Here is a 17,448-nt window from a genome sequence, read left to right on the forward strand (position 1 = left end):
CCCGCCCCCGGCTCCCAGCAACGGGTGGGGGCGGATTCTCTCTTCTCGACAAGCCGGCGGGCATGGTTATGGGGAAGGGCATTGGCGCGTCTCACCCTGGCGCCCGGAGGCCTTCATGTCCGCAGAGACCCACCCCCAGCGGGAAACCCATTCATTCCAGGCGGAGATCCAGCAGCTGCTGAGCCTGGTCATCAACTCGCTCTACAGCCACCAGGAGATCTTCCTCCGTGAGCTGGTGTCCAACGCCTCGGACGCGCTGGACAAGCTGCGCTTCCGCTCCATCACGGAGCCGGAGCTGCTCAAGGACGAGCCCGCGCTGGAGCTTCGCATCGTCCCCGACGCCGACAAGGGCACCCTCACCATCGAGGACACCGGCATCGGCATGACGCACGACGAGCTGGTGAAGAACCTGGGCACCATCGCGCACTCGGGTTCGCGGGAGTTCCTCCAGGCGCTGGCGCAGAAGGGCAAGACGGATGTGCAGCTCATCGGCCAGTTCGGCGTGGGCTTCTACAGCGCGTACCTCGTGGCGGACCGGGTGGAGGTGGTGAGCCGCGCCGCGGGTGAGGCGTCCGCGTGGAAGTGGGCGTCGGAGGCGCACGGCACGTTCACGGTGGAGCCGGCGGAGAAGGCCACGCGCGGCACCGCCATCACGCTGCACCTGAAGGCGGACCAGAAGGAGTTCCTGGACGAGTGGAAGCTGAAGCAGCTCATCACCCAGTACTCGGACTACGTGGGTCACCCCATCAAGCTCCAGGTGACGAAGCACGTGGGCAGCGGGGACACGCAGGCCACGGAGCAGGCGCTGGAGGTCGTGAACAAGGCGAGCGCCCTCTGGCAGCGCGCGAAGAGCGAGATCACGGACGAGCAGTACCAGGAGTTCTACAAGCACCTGACGCACGACTTCGACTCGCCGCTGGCGTGGACGCACTTCAAGGCGGACGGCACGCAGCAGTTCACCGGCCTGCTCTTCGTGCCCAAGCACCCGCCGTTCGACTTGAACTCGCAGCAGCAGCGCGGCGTGCGGCTGTTCGTGAAGCGCGTGTTCATCATGGACCGCTGCGAGGACCTGGTGCCGCAGTGGCTGCGCTTCGTGCGCGGCGTCATCGACTCGGACGACCTGCCGCTCAACGTGTCGCGTGAGATGTTGCAGGACTCGGCGGTGGTGCGCGCCATCCGCAAGCACGTGGTGAAGAAGTCGCTGGACCTCCTGGAGAAGCTGGCCAAGGACAAGCCGGACGACTACCGCACGTTCTGGGAGTCCTTCGGCACGGTGGTGAAGGAAGGCCTGACGCTGGAGACGGAGTACCGCGAGAAGCTGGGCGCGCTGGTGCGCTACGAGTCCTCTCGTGAAGAAGGGCTCACGTCCCTGGCGGACTACGTGGGCCGCATGAAGGAAGGCCAGGAGGCCATCTATTACGTCTACGGCGAGAGTCGGAAGGCGGTGGCGGACAGCCCGCACCTGGAGGCGCTGAAGCAGCGCGGCTACGAGGTGCTCTTCATGACGGATCCGGTGGACGAGTGGGCCGCGCAGGGCCTGCGCGAGTTCCAGGGCAAGCCGCTGGTCTCCGCGCTGAACGCGGACCTGAAGCTCCAGTCCACGGAGGAGGAGAAGAAGGCGAAGGAGCAGCAGTCCGAGGGGCTCAAGGGCCTGACGGACAAGATGAAGGACGTGCTCAAGGAGGACGTGCGCGAGGTGCGCGTGTCGGACCGCCTCACGGACTCGCCGGTGTGCCTCGTCGTGTCGGAGGGCGGCACGCCGGCCTACCTGGAGCGCCTGCTCAAGGAGCGCGGCAAGGGAATGCCGCGAATCAAGCGCATCCTGGAGGTCAATCCCAAGCACCCGGTCATCGAGCACCTGCGCGGCCTCATCGCGAGCAACCCGGCCGCGCCCCAGGTGGGCGAGTGGATTGAACTGCTCCACGACCAGGCCCTGCTCACGGAAGGAAGCCCGCTGAGCGACCCCAACCGCTTCGCCCGGCGCATGACCGCGCTGCTCACGCAGGTGGCCACGGGCATCCCGGCCGCCCAGGTGCCGCCGCCCGCGGCGACGGCGACAGCCACGCAGACGCAGTCCAGCTGAGCCAGGGTGTACGGCGTGGCGGGAGCGATGAACCCGCCACGCCCCCATGAATGAAGTGTTCGTGCGTGCGCGGGTCTCAAGGCCCGCCACGCACGGCCGTGGGTCTCACGCCGGGTTCGCAAGCTCCGCCTGCTTCAGTTCCGCGAGCAGCGCTTCCCCAGTCCACGCGCGGCGGTTGCCCCCTTCCGCCTCACGGATGAGTTCCACGAGCCGCGAGTTCACCGGCGCGGACACACCGTGCTGACGGGCCAGTTGGACGACCTCGCCGTTGAGGTAGTCCACCTCCGTCTTGCGGCCCGCGTGCAGGTCGTCCCACATGGACGAACGCGCCTTCGGGTCGATGGCCAGCATCTTCTTCGCGAGCACGCCAAACACCGCATCCGGAGCACCCAGCAGCAAGGGAATCCATCCCGGCGGCAGCGGCGTCAGCTTCGCGGGCTTCACCCCGGCACGCCCCAGCACCGCCAGCGCTTCTCCCTGCGCGAGCGCCAGGCACCGCCGCCACGCACGCTGTGACAACTCCTCCTTCAGCGGCAGGTTCGCCAGCGCGTTGAGCGCGTTGTTGAGGTTGAACAGCAGCTTCGCCCACTGCACCGCGACGATGTCCGCGTGCTGCTTCAGCGGCATCCCCGCGCGGGTGAATGCATCCATGACCGGCGCGAGCACCGCGTGCTGTTCCACCTCCAGAGTGCCCTCCGAACCCGCGTGGAAGTGCCCCTGCCCCTGCGCCGCGACGTTGAAGGGCACCATGCCCGTGAGCACCGTCCGGCCGGGCAGCAGCCCCCGCAGTACCTCCGCGTTGTGCAGCCCGTTCTGGAAGCTGACAACCACGGCTCCGGGCTTGAGCCGCGGCGCGAGCGTCCGACCCGCCTCCTCCGTCGCCGCGGACTTCACCGTCACGAGCACCAGGTCCGCCGTGGCCAGCGCCTCCGGCCCCGTGTCGATGCGCACGTCCGCCGCGGGCACCTTCAGGTCCGCGCCCTGCCAGTCCGTCAGGTGCAGGCCAGCAGCACGCACCTCCGCCACAATCCGCTCGCGGCCAATGAACCGCACCGTCGCGCCCGTCGCGGCGAGCCGCCCACCCACGTAACAGCCGATGCTGCCCGCGCCGAAGATGCAGATCTCAGGGGTCGAAGCCATGGGCGCGCATTGTGGCACGCACGCTCACGTCGCGGGCCACACCACGACGATGAGCACGTCCCACAAGGCATGGCTCACCCAGGATGCCACGGGCGTCCGGCGCCACTCGGCCAGCGCACCCCAGGCGAGCGAAGTGGGCAGCGCGGCCAGCGCGAGCAACGGCTCACCGAAGCCCAGCAGCACGACGCTCGACAGCACCGCCGACCCGGCGACAGCGCCCCACCGGCCCAGCCGGGGACGCAGCGCGCCCTGCACCCACCCGCGCCAGAACAGCTCCTCCGCGGGAACGAGCAGCAGCACCAGGGCCAGCGCCGTCCCCAGCGAACCCGTGCCGAACGTCGAATAGATGGATTGCAGCGGCTCGCAGAGCGCGTCGGTGAAGCCACCACAGAACGCCCACAGGAAGGCCCGCGCGCCCGCGTACAACACCACCGCCTGGGCCACACCCCACGCGGCATCCGGAAGCGACAAGGAGGGAGGCGGCCTCCGCCAGGGGCCCATCGCCCGCCACGTCACCGCGAGCCAGAGGGCGCAGAAGACGGAAGCGACGGCGAAGAAGCGCGGCGGGTGCACATGCACCAGCGCCGTCCAGGCCAGCACGCCACCCACGGCCGCGGCCCGCCAGAGAGGCAGGGCCGCGTCACCCACGGACGGCGGTCCAACGGAAGAAGCGGTCATCGCGCGCGGCAGCGTACCCTGGCGTGATGAAGGCCGGCGGGCACGTTCACGCGTGCACCGCCGGCGGCATCACGTCACTACGGGAGGCACGCCCCGCTGCCGTCGCTGTCGCTGACGCAGCGGTAGCCCGTGCGGCACGACCCCTGGCTGGTGCCACCCGGCGTGCAGGACACGAAGCAGTAGGCCGTGACGCCCTTGTCGCTGCTGTAGCAGGCCGAACCCGTCGGGCAGCTGGTCTTCACGCAATCCTGGCTGCAGTAGCCCCCCGGGAAGCTGGCGCCGGTGAGGCACAGGCCGCCGGTGCCGCACCCGCCGTTGGAGGTGCAGGCCCCTCCGATGGTCGACGTGGGCGTGTGGTCGTCGTCCGACTGGTAGGGCACCAGGGTGAAGCTGATGTCGCTGGTCGTCTTGCCCTGGGTCACCGTCACGGTCTCCACCTGGGTGGTGTCGCGCCAGAAGCCCACGCGGTCGCCGTCGTCGAAGTAGTCGCCCTCGCCGGTGTCGTCGATGGACGCCAGCACCAGGTAGTCGCGAGGCGTCATCTTCATGCTGTAGTTGTACCCGCCGGACGCGGACACCGGGCCAATGCCGTCGTCGTCGATCTGCACCTCGCCCGCGGCGTCCAGGTACGCGAACGCGATGAACGCGTTCTTCCCGTCGTTGGCGCCCACGCGGAACTTCACCAGCACCTGCGCGGTGCCCGCGCCGGACGCGCCGGTCAGGTCGAGCTGCGCCACGTAGTTGCCCGCCGCCAGCGAGCCCGGGTTGACGCTCACGCCCAGCGGCGCGGACTTGTACGCGGGGACGGACAGCGAGGTGCTGGAGACGGAGACCGCGGGCGCGTTGGCGCCGGAGAGGGCCACGCTCACCTGCAGCGTGCCACCGCCGTTGTTGCGCACCGACAGCGCCTGCGACGCCGTGCCAGTGAAGGACAGCTGCGTGGTGCTGATGGACAGCTTCGGGGGCAGCGACGTGTCCCCGCCGCCCTTGGCGCGCAGCACCGCGGCGTACGCGTCCACCAGGCCCGCGCCGCAGCCCTCGGAGCACCGGCTCGTCGTGTCCGCGGTGTCCTTCAGGATGGCCTCCACCTCCGCCGACGTGAGGGTGGGGTCCTGCTCCAGCATCAGCGCCACGATGCCCGCCACGTGCGGGGTGGCCATGCTGGTGCCCTGGTACCCCTCATAGGAGGGCTGGTTGTTGCTGTTGGGCAGCGTGGACAGCACGCCGTCCGGGAAGCCGTCGCCGTTGCCGTCCTCGCTCGTCTGGCCGCCCGTCGCCATGACGTCCACCTGCGTGCCGAAGTTGGAGTAGCTGGCGCGCTTGCCGCTGAAGCGCACCGCGCCCACGCAGATGACGTTCTGCTGGTTGCAGGGGAAGCTGGAGGAGGTGTTCTCGTTCTCGTTGCCCGCGGCCACCACCAGGATGGACCCGCGCGTGTTGGCCGCGTTGATGGCGGCCTGCATTTCCGCTGACGGCGAACCGTTGCCGCCCAGGCTCATGTTGATGACCCGCGCGGGCCGGGTGTTCGTCAGCACCCCCGGGACGGTGCCACCGCTGGACCAGGTGACGCCCGCGATGATGTCCGCCAGCGTGCCGCCCTGCGTGCCCAGCACGCGCACCGGCAGGATGTTCTGCCCGGACCAGGTGACGCCCGCCACGCCCACGCCGTTGTTGGAGGACGCGCCAATGGTCCCCGCCACGTGCGTGCCGTGGTACGACGAGCCGCCGTTGGGCAGGTCCTTGCCGTTGTCCGTCGGGTCGGCGTCCACGCCGTCGCCGTCACCCGCGTTGTTGGCGCTGGAGATGAGGTCCACGCCCTTCAGCATGCGCGAGTTCAGGTCCGGGTGGGACGTGATGCCGGTGTCCACCACCGCCACGACGATGGACGGGTCGCCCTTGCCCAGGTCCCAGGCCGCCGGCAGGTTCATGTTCTTGTAGTGCCACTGCCGCGCGTAGAGCGGATCATTGGGCACGGCCAGCGCCCGCACGCGCAGGTTGCTCTCCGCGTTCTGCACGCCCTGCACGGCCAGCACCTGCTGGAGCACGCGCACGTGCTCCGCCTGGGTGAGGGCGCGCACGTTGGGCGCGCCGCCGGACATCGCCTGCGGCTGGCTCACCTCGTAGCGCAGCAGGTGCTGCGTCTCGCTCAGGTAGGCCTGGTGCACGACGTGGTAGCCCGCGATGCGCGCCTGCGCGACGGCCTCCTCGGCGGACAGGTTCGGCGTGTCGAAGTGGATGATGATTTCGCCCGGCAGGAGCGACGCCTCGTGCGTCAGCGGCTTGACGGGGATGCCCGTGCGCCACACGCCTCGCGCGGCCAGGGCGGTGGAGACCTTCTGCCCCAGGTTCTTCGCCCCCGGCAGGGAGAAGAACGCATCCAGCGACGCCCCGTCGCTCGCGGCGGCGGAGCCGGCCTGGAACGGCTGCAGGGTGCCGGCGACGGTCCCCTTCGTCGAGTTGATGTCGTCGTCATCATCGTCGGTGCTGTTGTCGCCGGGACAGGCCACGAGACCGAGCAATCCCAGGAGGGCAAGGCGGCGGAGCATGAACGGATTCCTTGGAGAACGAGTGCGCGTCCGACCCTAGGTCCCCTGCGGGCAATGCGTCCAGACTTCAGGGGCCCGGCCGGCCGGTCCCCCTGCCTTCGCGATTCCATCCTCCCCTGGCATGTTGCCTGGAAGGCAACGCGCTGCTTCGCGGGCAACAGGGAGCGCACGGGGAGCGGCCACGAGACGTGTCCCGGACGACTCAACGCCCCAGGTCTTGCAGCACCGCTTCCGCCGCACGGCGCCCCGACGCGAGCGCCCCGTCGATGGATGCATTCTCGCGGTGGTCTCCGCACACATAGAGCCCCGGCGCCAGCCGCACCGGCCGGTGCGGTTCCACCAGCGCGGACGGAGGCTGCGCGGGCAGTGCCTCCGCGATGGAGTATGTGCGCAGGTGCCTCCACGCGGACACCACCGTGCCGAACCACTCCGTGAGCTGCGCGCGCACGCGCGCCTCCAGTGAATCCGCTCCGCCCGCGTCGTCCACCACCGACACGGACACCAGCGCCTGCCCCGGGGGCGCGTACGCGGCGGACACCTCGCTCATCACCGCCACGTTGTTCACCGGCCCGCGTCCTTCGCCGTTGAGCATGAGCCACGGCCCCTCCACTGGCGGCTCTGGCGCCGCGAAGTACAGACACGTCACGCGGTTCATCCGGGGCGCGGGCATGCCCACGAGCAGTGACGCCGCGGTGCCTGGATCCGTCGCGACCACGACAGCGTCCGCGTGCAGCATCTCCGCGCCCGGCAGGCGCACGCGGTGGCCCCACACCTCCTCCACGCGTACGCGCATCCGCAGCGCGGCCGACGGCAGCTTCGCCGCCAGCTGTTCGGGGATGGCGCCCATCCCGTTCGCGGGCACGGCCGCGTGGCCCGTCGCGAACATGCGGAACACGAACTCCAGCATCCGGCTGGACGTCGTCAGCCCGCGCTCCAGGAAGATGCCGCCGAAGAAGGGCGTGAAGAACGCTTCGAGCATCTCTTCGGAGAAGCCCAGGTCGCCCAGGAAGCGCCTCGACTCCTGCTGGGGCCGCTGCCACAGGTCCCCCAGCTCACCGGACGTGGCGTGCTGCCGCAGCTCCAGCACGCGCAGCTTGTCCGCCAGCCCCCCTGGCGCATCGAACAGGTGTGACACCGCCGTGACGGGCTGACGCAGCGGGTCCGCCAGCGTGTGCAGCTGCCCACCCCGCCATACCTTCGCGCCTGGGATGAAGCGCTGGAGCGACAGGGCCTGGAGGTCCAGCACGCGGCGGCCCTCGGGGTAGGCCGTGAGGTACACCTGGAAGCCCCGGTCCAGCAGGAACCCTTCGTGGGAGTCGGTGCGCACCCTTCCGCCTGGTGCGTCCCCTGCTTCCAGCACGTGCGCGTCCACGCGCGCCTCCAGGAGGGCCGTCGCGCACGCCAGGCCCGCGAGCCCCCCACCCACCACGATGACCCCGGGCCGCTTCGCCATGGTCCTCCTCCCGTCCAGCGACCGTGCGGACCGTGGCTTGATAACGCCACAACGCGCAAGCCAGACTCTGGTGCGGTTGCGGGCATCCGACAGTTACGGCAAACGTTTCGCGTGTGCCCGATGCCCCAAGCACACCACGTCGGCATCCGCCGGCGTGCCTTTGGAGAATGAAAGAGCAGGAGTCCCCCATGTTGATCGTGATGCGCCCAGACGCGACGGCCCAGGACATCGAGCGAGTGAACGATGAGATCCGCCGCCGTGGCTGGCATCCGCATGCGATTCCAGGGGGCTCCCGCACCGCCATCGGCATCACGGGCAACCCGGGCGCGGTGGAGCCGGAGCCCTTCCGCGTGCTGCCCGGCGTCGCGGACGCCATCCCCATCTCCCAGCCGTTCAAGCTGGTCAGCCGCGAGGTGAAGCAGGAGGACAGCCAGGTGCGCGTGGGCAACCTCATGCTCGGGGGGGCCGCCATCCACGTCATCGCGGGCCCCTGCTCCGTGGAGTCGCGCGAGCAGATCATCTCCACCGCCCAGGCGGTGAAGAGCGCGGGCGCCACCATGCTGCGCGGCGGCGCGTTCAAGCCTCGCACCAGCCCCTATGAGTTCCAGGGCCTCAAGGGCGACGGCCTGGCGCTCCTGGCGGAGGCGCGCAAGGAGACGGGCCTGCTGGTGACGACGGAGGTGAAGGACACGGCGACGCTGGCCGCCGTCGCGGAGCACACCGACATCCTCCAGGTGGGCGCGCGCAACATGCAGAACTTCAGCCTGCTGGAGGCGGTGGGCGACACACGCAAGCCCGTGCTGCTCAAGCGCGGCATCAGCGCCACCATCAAGGAGCTGCTGATGGCGGCCGAGTACATCGTCGCGCGCGGCAACACCCAGGTCATCCTCTGCGAGCGCGGCATCCGCACGTTCGAGAACATGACGCGCAACACGCTGGACCTGAACGCGGTGCCCATGCTCAAGGCGCTGACGCACCTGCCCGTGTTCGTGGACCCCTCTCACGGCATCGGCGTGCGCAAGGCCGTCCCCGCGATGATGCGGGCCGCGGTCGCCGCGGGCGCGGACGGGCTCATCGTGGAGGTGCATCCGGATCCGCCGCGCGCGAAGTCGGACGGCTTCCAGTCGCTGGACTTCTCCGAGTTCGAGAAGGCCATGGGCGAGGTGCGCGCCATCGCCGCCGCGATGGGCCGCGAAATGGTCCGGTTGGGATAGCCCATGACGCTCAAGGAAGCGCTGGGCAGGGTGGTGGGCCGGCGCGACCTCTCCCGCGAGGAGATGGCCTCCGTGATGGGCCAGATGCTCGCGGGCGAGGCTTCCGCCGCGCAGGTGGGCGCGCTGGCGGCCGCGCTGCGCATGAAGGGGGAGACCGAGGACGAAATCCTCGGCGCGGCGGAGGCCATGCGGGCCTGCGCGGCGAAGATTGCTCCCCGGGCGGAGGTGGTGCTCGACACCTGCGGCACCGGGGGTGATGGAGCGCACACCTTCAACATCTCCACCGCGGTGGCCTTCGTGGCCGCCGGGGCGGGGGTGACGGTGGCCAAGCACGGCAACCGCGCGGTCTCCAGCCGCTGCGGCAGCGCGGACGTGCTGGCGGCACTGGGCGTGTCCATGGAGCGGGCGCACGCGCAGGTGGCGCGAGACATCGACGAGCACGGGGTGGGCTTCCTCTTCGCGCCCTCGCACCACAGTGCCCTGAGGCACGTGGCGCAGGCGCGCCGGGACCTGGGCTTCCACAGCGTGTTCAACCTGCTGGGGCCGCTGACGAACCCGGCGGGGGCGCGCTACCAATTGCTGGGCACGTTCGACCGGCAGCGCGTGGAGCAGACCGCGCGGGTGCTGGGGCGGCTGGGCAGCCGGCGCGCGTGGGTGGTGCACGGGCATGACGGGCTGGATGAGATTTCGCCATGCGCGCCCACGGAGGTCGCGGAGCTGTGCGCGGACGGCACGGTGCGCCGCTTCACGGTGACACCTGAGGACGCGGGCCTGTCCACGGTGCCGCGTGACTCCATCGCGGGAGGCGACGCGGAGGAGAACGCGAAGCGCCTGCGAGGGCTGCTGGCGGGAGAGCGCGACGGGGTGCGCACGGCGGTGCTGCTCAACGCCGCCGCCGCGCTGCTCATCGTCGGGCTGGTGGAAACCCTGAAGGAAGGCGTGAAGCGGGCCGAGCACGCCATCGACTCCGGCGCCGCCGAACGCAAGCTCGCGGCGCTCATCCAGAAGGCCGCGGCATGACGACCTCCTCTTCGGCCGCGAAGCCCGTGGAAGCCCCCGGCACGCTGGACGTCATCATGGCGCGCAAGCGCCGGGAGCTGGGGACCCGTCCTCCGCCCACGCACGGCGCGCATCCCCCGACGCGGGACTTCGCCCAGGCGCTGGTGCGGCGTGTGCCCGGACATCCGGTCAACGTCATCGCGGAGGTGAAGCGCAAGAGCCCTTCGGGCGGCGCCTTCCCCCACGCGGACGTCGTCGCGGTGGCCCGCTCCTATGAAGCCGCCGGTGCCTGCGCCATCAGCGTGCTCACCGATGGGCCGGACTTCGGCGGCAGCCTGGAGGACCTCGTCGCGATCCGGGCCGCCGTCTCCATCCCTGTCCTGCGCAAGGACTTCCTCGTCGCCGCCAGTGAAGTGGAAGAGAGCGCCGCCTGGGGCGCGGACGCGGTGCTGCTCATCGCGGACGCGCTCGGGGACACGGAGCTCCGGGAGATGATCGCCGCCGCGAAGCAGGTGCGCGTGGCCGCGCTCGTGGAAGCCCACACGGAGGCGCACGCTGAACGCGCGCTCGCCGCGGGCGCGAGCATCATCGGCCTCAACAACCGCAACCTCGCCACGCTGAAGACGGACACCGGCACGGCGCTCCGGGTGATGCCCGCGCTGCGCTCCCGGTCCACCGCCCTGGTGGCGGAGAGCGGCCTCAAGCACCTGGCGGACCTCACCGCCGCGCGCGACGCGGGCGCCAACGCCGTGCTCGTGGGTGAGTCCCTCCTGCGCGACGCGGATCCCGGTCGGGCCCTGCGCCGGTTGCTCGGCCTGGAAGGCGGCGGGACATGAACGTCCTGGTGAAGGTCTGCGGCGTGACGCGCGTCGAGGACGCCAGGGGCGTCTGGGCGGCGGGCGCGGACGCGATGGGGCTCAACTTCCATCCGGCCTCCCCCCGCTTCGTGGACCTGTCCACTGCGGCGGCCCTCGCACGCACGCGGCCCCCGCTGGCCGCCATGGTGGGCGTGTTCGTCAACGCGACGCCGGAGGACATCCGCGTGCGCGTGCGCGAGTGCGGCCTCACCGCCGTGCAGCTCCACGGCGACGAGCCGCCCGAGGCCTGCTCCGGCTACGGCGTGCCCGTCATCAAGGCGCTGCGCGTGCGCGGGCCGGACGACGTCGCGAAGGCCCGGGCGTATGTGGGCGTGGGCGACGTGGCGGGGCTGCTCCTCGACGGCGCGGCCCCGGGCTATGGCGGCGGCGGCGTCACCTTCGACTGGTCGCTGGTGAAGCAGCTGGCGGACTGTGGCCTGCCGGTGCTGGTAGCGGGAGGCCTCAAGCCTTCCAACGTGGCCGAGGCCGTGAAGGCCACCCGGCCCTACGGTGTGGACGTGGCCAGCGGAGTGGAGTCCTCCCCTGGCATCAAGGACCTGGACGCGGTGCGCGCCTTCGTGCGCACGGTCCGGTCCCTCAACCCCTGAGGAGTCATGCCATGACGACGGACACTGCCGTGGGCCGCTTCGGCCGTTACGGCGGACGCTATGTGCCGGAGACCCTGGTCCCCGCACTGCTGGAGCTGGAAGAGGCCTACGCGAAGGCGCAAGCGGACGCGTCCTTCAACGAAGAAGTCACCCGCGTGCTGCGCGAATACGTGGGCCGTCCCACCACGCTGACGCCCGCGCACCGCCTCACGGAGGCCTGGCGCGGCGCGCAGGTGTGGCTCAAGCGCGAGGACCTGGCGCACACGGGCGCGCACAAAATCAACAACACCGTGGGCCAGGTGCTGCTCGCCCGGCGCATGGGCAAGAAGCGCATCATCGCGGAGACGGGCGCGGGCCAGCACGGCGTGGCCACCGCCACGGCGTGCGCCCTCTTCGGCCTGCCCTGCGAGGTGTTCATGGGCGCGCTGGACGTGGAGCGACAGGCGCTCAACGTCTTCCGCATGCGCGCGCTGGGCGCGGTGGTGCGGCCGGTGGAGTCCGGTTCGCGCACGCTCAAGGACGCGATGAATGAAGCCATGCGCGTCTGGGTGTCGCAGGTGCAGGACACCTACTACGTCATCGGCAGCGCGGCGGGCCCGCACCCCTACCCCACCATCGTGCGCGACTTCCAATCCGTCATCGGCAAGGAGATCCGCGCGCAGACGCTGGCCGCGATGGGACGGCTGCCGGACGCCATCATCGCGTGCGTGGGCGGCGGCTCGAACGCCATCGGCGCGCTGCACCCCTTCATCCCGGACACGGCGGTGCGGCTCGTGGGCGTGGAGGCCGCGGGCCACGGCCTGGACTCCGGCCAGCACGGCGCGTCGCTGACGCTGGGCACGGAGGGCGTACTGCACGGCTCGCGCTCGCTGGTGCTCCAGGACGAGCACGGTCAGATTCAAGAGGCGCACAGCATCTCCGCCGGCCTGGACTACCCGGGCGTGGGTCCGGAGCTGGCGCACCTGGCGAAGACGGGGCGCATGGAGGTGCGCACCGCGACGGACGACGACGCGCTCACCGCCTTCTACGAAGTGGCGCGCACGGAGGGCATCCTCCCCGCGCTGGAGACGTCGCACGCGTTCGCGGCGGCGCGCGCGCTGGCCCGCGATATGGGCAAGGGCAAGCACCTGGTCATCAACTGCTCGGGCCGGGGTGACAAGGACGTGGCGACCATCTCGGCGCGTGGCGTGCCGCCGGCGACGGGGGTGAAGTCATGAGCGCGGAGCTGGGCAAGGCGTTCGCGAAGGCGAAGGCGCGCGGTGAAGGCGCGCTGGTGGCGTACGCGATGGCGGGCGACCCGGACCTGCCGAAGTCCGTGGACGTGTTCGCCGCGATGGTGGAGGGCGGCGCGGACGTGCTGGAGATTGGCGTGGCGTTCAGCGACCCCATCGCGGACGGTCCCGTCATCCAGGCCGCGTCGGAGCGGGCACTGAAGGCCGGGGCCACGCTGCGCCGCGTGCTGGATGAAGTGGTGCCGGAGGTGCGCCGCCGCTGCCCGGAGACGCCGCTGGTCATCATGACGTACGTCAACGTGGTGATGGCCATGGGCGAGGAGCGCTACGCGAAGCTCGCGCGCGAGCGGGGCATCGCCGGCACCATCCTCCCGGACCTGCCGCCAGAAGAGAGCGCGGGCATCCGCGCCGCGTTCGACAAGGAAGGCGTGGACCTGATCCCCTTGTGCGCGCCCACGACGCCGCCCGCGCGTGCGGAGGCCATCGCGAAGGACGCGCGAGGCTTCGTCTACTGCGTGTCCGTCGCGGGCGTCACCGGTATGCGCGCGGAGCTGCCACCGGACCTGTCGCAGCGGCTGGACCTGGTGAAGCGCGCCGCGTCCGTGCCGGTGGTGGCGGGCTTCGGCATCTCCAACGCGGAGACGGCCCGGCCGCTGGTGGCCCACGCGGACGGCGTCGTGGTGGGCAGCGCGCTGGTGAAGGCCGCCCACTCGGACGGCCCGGCCGCGGCGAAGCAGCTCTGCGCGGACATCAAGCGCGGCCTCAAGCGCTGAAGGCCGCCTTCCTCAGTACGGCGCCTGCTTCTGGGGCAAGGCCTCCCGGTACAGGCGCCGCGTCAGCGCGAAGTCGTTGAACCGCCCGCCGTCCAGCGGCTGGTTCCTGGCGTCGTAGAACATCATCTGCTGGCAGGTGAAGCAGATGATGACCGCGGCCCACTCCTGGCCACGCCAGAAGCGCAGGCCCAGGTCGGGGTTGAAGCTACAGAGCAGCCGGGGCTGCGGCGGCGTCTCCTTTGGGGACGTCCATGTCGCTCCCAGCGCCTGGACGTCCTCCGGCTTCAAGTCCTTCCCCTGCTTGCTGAAGAGGAACATCCCCACGCGCGGCCGGCGGTCCTTCCCCGGCGGCGGGGAGAAGGACACGTCCAGGTCTGCCTCGAACACCTCCACCCGGTCCGGCTTCTGGAAGAAGTCCGCCAGCGCCAGGGGCCGGGCTGGCGCGGACATCGTGCCCGCGTCCGGCGGATTCACGGCCACCAGCCACAACGACAGGAGTACGTTCACCATTCAAGCCAAAGCCTGACACCCGGAGACCGGACATGCAAAGCCTGCCAAGCCTGGGCCCCACCCTTGAAACGCCCCGCCTCATCCTGCGCCCGCCCACGCTCCAGGACCTGGATGGCTTCGTGGCGATGATGGCGGACGAGGAGACCGCGCGTTACATCGGCGGCCTCCAGCCCCGCTCCAACGTGTGGCGCGCGGTCTGCACCATGGCCGGCTCCTGGGTCCTCCAGGGCTTCGCCATGTTCTCCGTGTTCGAGAAGTCCACGGGCAAGTGGGTGGGACGGCTGGGGCCCTGGATGCCCGCGGACTGGCCGGGCCCGGAAGTCGGCTGGGGCCTGTCGCGCGATGCGTGGGGCAAGGGCTATGCGACGGAGGGCGCCGCGGCCACCATCGACTGGGCCTTCGACCACCTCGGGTGGACGGAGGTCATCCACTCCATCTCCCCGCCGAACGAGCCGTCGAAGCAGGTGGCCCGCCGGCTGGGCTCGCGCTTCCTGCGCATGGGCATGCTGCCGGCGCCCTACAACGACCACGAGGTCGAAATCTGGGGCCAGTCCCGTGAGGAGTGGCGAACACGCAAGCGGTAGCCCCGGCACTTTTCCCTCCCGTCTTGACGCGGGCTGACACAGATTGGCGCCATGAACACACGCGCGCCCCAGGTGGTCCTCGTCCGTCACGGTGAGACGGAGTGGAGCCGCAGCAGTCAGCACACCGGCCGCACCGACCTGCCCCTTCTGGAAGAGGGCCGCCAGATGGCGGAGCAGCTCCGAGCGCCCTTGAGCGCATGGCGCTTCGCCGCCGTCTGGACCAGCCCGCTGACGCGCGCCCTGGAGACCTGCGTGCTCGCGGGTTACGGCGACGTGGCCCAGAAGAAGGACGGCCTGATGGAGCTCAACTACGGCGACTACGAGGGCCGCACCGGCGCGGACATCCGCACCACGCGCCCGGACTGGACGCTGTGGAAGGATGGTGTCCCCAACGGCGAGACGCTGGAGGCGGTGGCCGCCCGCGTGGACCGCGTCATCGAGGAGGCACGCGCCCTCCAGGACGACGTGCTCCTCTTCTCCCACGGGCACCTGTTGCGAATCCTCGCCGCGCGCTGGCTGGGCCTGCCCCCGGACGGCGGCCGGCTGTTCCACCTGGGCACGGCCTCCGTCAGCGTGCTGGGCTCCGAGGCCGGCGGCAAGCAGCCGGTCCTCGTGAGCTGGAACGACACCACGCACCTGAAGGGCTGAAGCCCGCTACAGCCTCCCCTCCAGGAAGTTGCGCACCAGCGACGGGCCTTCCGGCGTCAGCACGCTCTCCGGATGGAACTGGAGGCCCACCACCGGCCGGGTCCGGTGACGCAAGGCCATCACCAGTCCGTCCTGGCTCCACGCCGTGGCCTCCAGCTCCGCGGGCATGGACTCAGCGGCCACCACCAGCGAGTGGTAGCGCGCCGCCTGGAAGCCCTGGCGCATGCCGGTGAAGACGCCGGTGCCTTCGTGCCGGATGAGCGCCGCCTTGCCGTGCACGGGCTCCGGCGCGCGCACCACCTGCCCGCCGAACGCCGCGCCAATGGACTGGTGTCCCAGGCACACGCCCAGCACCGGCACGCGCGACTGGGAGATGGCCGCCACGCTCACCCCGGCCTCGTGCGGCGTGCACGGCCCCGGAGACACCACCAGGTGCGACGCCCCCGACGCCGCGATTCCCGCGACATCCAGCGCGTCGTTGCGCACGACCTTCACCTCCGCGCCCAGCGTGTAGAGCAGTTGCACCAGGTTGAAGGTGAACGAGTCGTAGTTGTCGATGACGAGGATCACCGCCCACCTCCTTCGCGCGCCAGCCGCAGCGCGGCGGCCATGGCGCCCGCCTTCGCTTCCGTCTCGTCCGCTTCCTTCATGGGGTCCGAGTCCGCCACCAGCCCCGCGCCCGCGGTCCACATCGTGCGGTCGCCATCCACGAAGAAGGTGCGCAGCGCGATGGCCACGTCCAGCGTGCCGCAGAAGGACAGGTAGCCCACCGCGCCGGCATAGGGCCCGCGCCGCATGGGCTCCAGCTCGTCGATGATCTGCATCGCGCGGATCTTCGGCGCGCCCGACACGGTGCCCGCGGGGAAGGTGCTCGCCAGCGCATCCAGCGCATCGAAGCGCGTGGTGTCCAGCTTGCCGCGCACCTGGGACACGATGTGCATCACGTGGCTGTAGCGTTCGATGATCATCAGGTCCTCGATGCGCACCGTGCCCGGCGCGGCCACGCGGCCCACGTCGTTGCGCCCCAGGTCCACCAGCATGATGTGCTCCGCGCGCTCCTTCTCGTCCGCGAGCAGCTCCTTCTCCAAGCGCTGGTCCTCCGCCTCGGAGCCGCCCCGGCGCCGGGTGCCCGCGATGGGCCGCACCACCACGTCGCCGTCGCGCACCTGCACGAGCAACTCCGGCGACGCGCCCACCAGCGCCCGTGCCTCGCCCAGGTCGACGAGGAACAGGTACGGCGACGGGTTCACCCGCCGCAGCGCCCGGTAGAGCGACAGCGGCGGGATGGCGCCCTGCGCCTCGAACCTGCGCGCGAGCACCGCCTGGAAGCAGTCCCCCGCGCGCACGTACTCCTGCACCTTCTCCACCGCGCGCGCGTAGCCCTCGCGGTCCCAGCACGCGACAGGGGCCGGCGCGTTCTTCTGCACGGGAGCGGCCGCATAGGCCTCCGGCGGCAGCGGCCGGCGCAGCCGCTCCGCCATGGCCTCCGCGCGTCCTTCCGCGTCCTTCAGCGCCTGCGCGACGCTGCCGTGCATCGCGGGCCGCGCGATGGCGATGGCCTTGAGCGTCTGGGTGCGCGTGTCGTGGGTGACGAAGTCCTCGGCCACGAGCCACTCGGAGTCGGGGAAGCCCGTGTCGCGCGGGTGGCGGTCCGGCACGCTCGGCTCGAACCAGGACGTGGCGTTGTAGCCCAGGTAGCCCACGAGCCCGCCCAGGAAGGGGGCCTCGCCCGGCAGCGTCGCCACGGACAGCTCGCGCCACAGCGTGCGCAGCACGTCCAGCGGCCGGCCCTCGCGGCGCTCCTCATGCGAGCCCCGCCACAACGTGAGCCCGTCCCGGTCCAGCCGCACGCGGCCCGCCGGGTTCACGCCCACGTGGCTGTAGCGCCCGAAGCGCTCGCCGCCGTAGCACGACTCGAGGATGAAGCCGCGGCTTCCACCGCCCAGCTTCAGGTATGCCGACAGCGGCGTATCCAGGTCCGCCGGCAACTCCACCGACACCGGCACCGCCTGGCCTGCTTCCGCGCGCTGCCGGTAGGCTGCCTTCCGCTCCTGCGCATCCATGGTCGATTGCCCTGACCCCTCTTCCATCACCCGGAGGGGCGCCCGGGTGCCCGGCCTTCC

Annotated in this window: 16 protein-coding genes; 9 read left to right on the top strand and 7 right to left on the bottom strand. The window is 71.0% G+C overall.

The features are described 5' to 3' along the window. Window positions 1–115: 115 nt before the first annotated feature. Window positions 116–2,083 carry a molecular chaperone HtpG gene (gene htpG / locus D7W81_RS20565; protein WP_120557085.1) on the top strand — a complete coding sequence of 656 codons (1,968 nt, stop codon included), beginning with the start codon at window positions 116–118 and terminating at the stop codon, window positions 2,081–2,083. Window positions 2,084–2,188: 105 nt separating this feature from the next. Here the strand turns inward: htpG and D7W81_RS20570 are convergent, their stop codons facing one another. The 4 genes from D7W81_RS20570 to D7W81_RS20585 all read right to left on the bottom strand — a co-directional run bounded on the left by D7W81_RS20570 (window position 2,189) and on the right by D7W81_RS20585 (window position 7,900). Continuing rightward, window positions 2,189–3,223, bottom strand: coding sequence for a 2-dehydropantoate 2-reductase (locus tag D7W81_RS20570; RefSeq protein WP_120557086.1), 1,035 nt, complete (start codon window positions 3,221–3,223; stop codon window positions 2,189–2,191). Window positions 3,224–3,247: 24 nt separating this feature from the next. Beyond that, a complete protein-coding gene (locus D7W81_RS20575; RefSeq protein ID WP_244227318.1) occupies window positions 3,248–3,901 on the bottom strand; it encodes a CPBP family intramembrane glutamic endopeptidase in 654 nt (217 codons plus the stop codon). 77 nt (window positions 3,902–3,978) lie between these two features. Beyond that, window positions 3,979–6,447 (bottom strand): S8 family peptidase, encoded by a 2,469-nt coding sequence (locus tag D7W81_RS20580; RefSeq protein ID WP_120557087.1) that lies wholly within the window; start codon window positions 6,445–6,447, stop codon window positions 3,979–3,981. Window positions 6,448–6,649: 202 nt separating this feature from the next. Continuing rightward, window positions 6,650–7,900, bottom strand: coding sequence for an NAD(P)/FAD-dependent oxidoreductase (locus tag D7W81_RS20585; protein WP_208721391.1), 1,251 nt, complete (start codon window positions 7,898–7,900; stop codon window positions 6,650–6,652). 188 nt (window positions 7,901–8,088) lie between these two features. Here D7W81_RS20585 and aroF point away from each other — a divergent pair, with 188 nt between their 5' ends. Genes aroF through trpA form a run of 6 tightly spaced genes read left to right on the top strand, consistent with a single transcriptional unit; the run spans window position 8,089 to window position 13,583 of the window. Beyond that, window positions 8,089–9,114, top strand: a complete 1,026-nt coding sequence (aroF, locus tag D7W81_RS20590; protein WP_120557089.1) for a 3-deoxy-7-phosphoheptulonate synthase — start codon at window positions 8,089–8,091, stop codon at window positions 9,112–9,114. A gap of 3 nt (window positions 9,115–9,117) precedes the next feature. Then, complete coding sequence (gene trpD / locus D7W81_RS20595) at window positions 9,118–10,134, top strand: anthranilate phosphoribosyltransferase (RefSeq protein ID WP_120557090.1); 1,017 nt, start codon at window positions 9,118–9,120, stop codon at window positions 10,132–10,134. Beyond that, window positions 10,131–10,949 carry an indole-3-glycerol phosphate synthase TrpC gene (locus tag D7W81_RS20600; RefSeq protein ID WP_120557091.1) on the top strand — a complete coding sequence of 273 codons (819 nt, stop codon included), beginning with the start codon at window positions 10,131–10,133 and terminating at the stop codon, window positions 10,947–10,949. The genes trpD and D7W81_RS20600 overlap by 4 nt, the downstream gene beginning before the upstream one ends. Continuing rightward, entirely contained in the window at window positions 10,946–11,578 is a 633-nt protein-coding gene (locus tag D7W81_RS20605; RefSeq protein ID WP_120557092.1) for a phosphoribosylanthranilate isomerase, read from the top strand. Before D7W81_RS20600 ends, D7W81_RS20605 begins: the two co-directional genes overlap by 4 nt. Before the next feature lie 11 nt (window positions 11,579–11,589). Beyond that, on the top strand, window positions 11,590–12,795 hold the full coding sequence (trpB, locus tag D7W81_RS20610) for a tryptophan synthase subunit beta (protein WP_120557093.1): 1,206 nt from the start codon (window positions 11,590–11,592) through the stop codon (window positions 12,793–12,795). After that, the gene (trpA, locus tag D7W81_RS20615) at window positions 12,792–13,583 is read left to right on the top strand and encodes a tryptophan synthase subunit alpha (RefSeq protein WP_120557094.1); all 792 of its coding nucleotides are present in this window, start codon (window positions 12,792–12,794) and stop codon (window positions 13,581–13,583) included. The genes trpB and trpA overlap by 4 nt, the downstream gene beginning before the upstream one ends. A 12-nt stretch (window positions 13,584–13,595) precedes the next feature. Here the strand turns inward: trpA and D7W81_RS20620 are convergent, their stop codons facing one another. Further along, the gene (locus tag D7W81_RS20620) at window positions 13,596–14,093 is read right to left on the bottom strand and encodes a hypothetical protein (RefSeq protein WP_147445563.1); all 498 of its coding nucleotides are present in this window, start codon (window positions 14,091–14,093) and stop codon (window positions 13,596–13,598) included. A gap of 32 nt (window positions 14,094–14,125) precedes the next feature. Here D7W81_RS20620 and D7W81_RS20625 point away from each other — a divergent pair, with 32 nt between their 5' ends. Next, window positions 14,126–14,677, top strand: a complete 552-nt coding sequence (locus D7W81_RS20625; protein WP_120557096.1) for a GNAT family N-acetyltransferase — start codon at window positions 14,126–14,128, stop codon at window positions 14,675–14,677. A 51-nt stretch (window positions 14,678–14,728) separates the two neighbouring features. Beyond that, complete coding sequence (locus D7W81_RS20630) at window positions 14,729–15,325, top strand: histidine phosphatase family protein (RefSeq protein WP_120557097.1); 597 nt, start codon at window positions 14,729–14,731, stop codon at window positions 15,323–15,325. A 6-nt stretch (window positions 15,326–15,331) separates the two neighbouring features. Here D7W81_RS20630 and D7W81_RS20635 read toward each other — a convergent pair whose 3' ends face one another. Further along, entirely contained in the window at window positions 15,332–15,895 is a 564-nt protein-coding gene (locus tag D7W81_RS20635; RefSeq protein ID WP_120557098.1) for an anthranilate synthase component II, read from the bottom strand. Further along, window positions 15,892–17,388, bottom strand: coding sequence for an anthranilate synthase component I family protein (locus tag D7W81_RS20640; protein WP_120557099.1), 1,497 nt, complete (start codon window positions 17,386–17,388; stop codon window positions 15,892–15,894). Before D7W81_RS20640 ends, D7W81_RS20635 begins: the two co-directional genes overlap by 4 nt. Window positions 17,389–17,448 lie beyond the last annotated feature (60 nt).

Origin of the sequence: Corallococcus aberystwythensis, from assembly GCF_003612165.1 — a bacterium.
GTDB lineage: Bacteria > Myxococcota > Myxococcia > Myxococcales > Myxococcaceae > Corallococcus > Corallococcus aberystwythensis.

Bases quoted from the DNA above. Each gene is read 5' to 3' on its own strand.
- trpB (WP_120557093.1), top strand. From the start codon at position 11,590: ATGACGACGGACACTGCCGTGGGCCGCTTCGGCCGTTACGGCGGACGC.
- D7W81_RS20605 (WP_120557092.1), top strand. From the start codon at position 10,946: ATGAACGTCCTGGTGAAGGTCTGCGGCGTGACGCGCGTCGAGGACGCC.
- trpD (WP_120557090.1), top strand. From the start codon at position 9,118: ATGACGCTCAAGGAAGCGCTGGGCAGGGTGGTGGGCCGGCGCGACCTC.
- D7W81_RS20625 (WP_120557096.1), top strand. From the start codon at position 14,126: ATGCAAAGCCTGCCAAGCCTGGGCCCCACCCTTGAAACGCCCCGCCTC.
- trpA (WP_120557094.1), top strand. From the start codon at position 12,792: ATGAGCGCGGAGCTGGGCAAGGCGTTCGCGAAGGCGAAGGCGCGCGGT.
- D7W81_RS20575 (WP_244227318.1), bottom strand. From the start codon at position 3,901: ATGACCGCTTCTTCCGTTGGACCGCCGTCCGTGGGTGACGCGGCCCTG.
- D7W81_RS20620 (WP_147445563.1), bottom strand. From the start codon at position 14,093: ATGGTGAACGTACTCCTGTCGTTGTGGCTGGTGGCCGTGAATCCGCCG.
- D7W81_RS20630 (WP_120557097.1), top strand. From the start codon at position 14,729: ATGAACACACGCGCGCCCCAGGTGGTCCTCGTCCGTCACGGTGAGACG.
- D7W81_RS20585 (WP_208721391.1), bottom strand. From the start codon at position 7,900: ATGGCGAAGCGGCCCGGGGTCATCGTGGTGGGTGGGGGGCTCGCGGGC.
- D7W81_RS20600 (WP_120557091.1), top strand. From the start codon at position 10,131: ATGACGACCTCCTCTTCGGCCGCGAAGCCCGTGGAAGCCCCCGGCACG.
- aroF (WP_120557089.1), top strand. From the start codon at position 8,089: ATGTTGATCGTGATGCGCCCAGACGCGACGGCCCAGGACATCGAGCGA.
- D7W81_RS20570 (WP_120557086.1), bottom strand. From the start codon at position 3,223: ATGGCTTCGACCCCTGAGATCTGCATCTTCGGCGCGGGCAGCATCGGC.
- htpG (WP_120557085.1), top strand. From the start codon at position 116: ATGTCCGCAGAGACCCACCCCCAGCGGGAAACCCATTCATTCCAGGCG.
- D7W81_RS20580 (WP_120557087.1), bottom strand. From the start codon at position 6,447: ATGCTCCGCCGCCTTGCCCTCCTGGGATTGCTCGGTCTCGTGGCCTGT.
- D7W81_RS20640 (WP_120557099.1), bottom strand. From the start codon at position 17,388: ATGGATGCGCAGGAGCGGAAGGCAGCCTACCGGCAGCGCGCGGAAGCA.